Genomic DNA, 1,299 nt, shown 5'->3' on the forward strand with positions numbered 1-1,299 from the left:
GGCCGCCAGGCCGCACCCGGAGGGTTCACCGGCGGCGCGTCGGAGGTCCTGACCGACCCCGCCGAAGCCGCCCGCCTGGCCAAGGACCAGCGCTGGTTCCTCGCCGTGTTCGTCTTCAAGGTCGCCCTCGGCCTGGTCGCCTTCGCGATCAAGCCCTGGCTGGGCGTGCTGTTCTTCGCCGTGTACGCCGTCTACTTCTGGCGCGAGATGCGCGGCGGCGACGACGAGGGCGGCGCCGGCGCGGAGCTCGACCTCGAGCCGCTGAAGCTGCAGCCGAACCGGCCGGTCCCGGCGGGCTGGGCGATCGCCGTCCAGACCCTCGCCACCCTCACGGTGATCTTCTTCGCGTCCCAGCTGTTCGTGCACCAGCTCGACGCGATCGGCCCGATGCTCGGGCTGCCCGCCGCGGTCACCGCGCTGCTGCTGTCCCCGGTCGCGACCGAGCTGCCCGAGATCATGAACGCGGTGATCTGGGTCCGGCAGGGCAAGACCAGCCTCGCCCTCGCCAACATCTCCGGCGCGATGATGATCCAGGCGACCGTCCCGTCCGGGCTCGGCCTGCTGTTCACGCCCTGGAAGTTCGACCACGCCCTGATCTGGTCGGGCGCGATGACCATGGTCGCGATCGTCTACCTGCTCGCGACCATGCGCGCCCACAGGCTGACGCCCGCCCGCCTCGCCTGGACGGGCGTCCTCTACCTGGTCTTCGCCGCCGGCCTGGTCGTCATCCTCTGATCCGGGCGGCGGTCAGGCCGCGGCGTCCAGGTCGATGACGGTGTCGGCGGACGCGATGACGGCCGGGTCGTGCGTCGCGACCAGGGTGACGCAGTCGTGCGCCCGCGTGCGGTCGGTGATCAGTCCGGCGATCGCGTCGGCCTGGGAGCGGTCGACGGCGGCGGTCGGCTCGTCCACCAGCAGCAGCGCCGGGGTCAGGAACAGGGCGCGGGCCAGGGCGACGCGCTGGCGCTCCCCGCCGGACAGCTGGTCGGGCCGGTGCTTCAGGCGGTCGCCCAGCCCCACCTCCTCCAGGGCGGCGACGGCCCGCGTCCGGTGCCGGCGGGTGCCCTCGCCCGCGACGTAGGTCGCGGCCAGCAGCTGCTCGGTCGCCGTCAGGGCGCCGAGCAGGTTGCCCGTCTGGAACATGTAGCCGATCCGCTCGCGGCGCAGCCGGGCGCGTTCGCCGTCGCCGAGCCGCGCGATGTCGGCGCCGTCCAGCTCGACGGCGCCCGAGTCGGGCCGCAGCAGCGCTCCCGCCACGGCCAGCAGCGTGGACTTGCCGGAGCCGGACGGGCCCACCAG

2 protein-coding genes are annotated in these 1,299 nt (G+C 73.9%); one reads left to right on the top strand and one right to left on the bottom strand.

The genetic code is table 11. The annotated features are described in order from the left end of the window. Positions 1-735, top strand: a 735-nt coding sequence (locus AB0J52_RS41080) for a sodium:calcium antiporter (RefSeq protein ID WP_500188667.1), incomplete at its 5' end; no start/stop codon positions are given. 12 nt (positions 736-747) lie between these two features. Here AB0J52_RS41080 and AB0J52_RS41085 read toward each other — a convergent pair. Further along, positions 748-1,299 (bottom strand): ABC transporter ATP-binding protein (locus AB0J52_RS41085; protein WP_500188668.1); only part of this gene is annotated, 552 nt, incomplete at its 5' end.

Origin of the sequence: Spirillospora sp. NPDC049652 (assembly GCF_040675125.1) — a bacterium.
GTDB lineage: Bacteria > Actinomycetota > Actinomycetes > Streptosporangiales > Streptosporangiaceae > Spirillospora.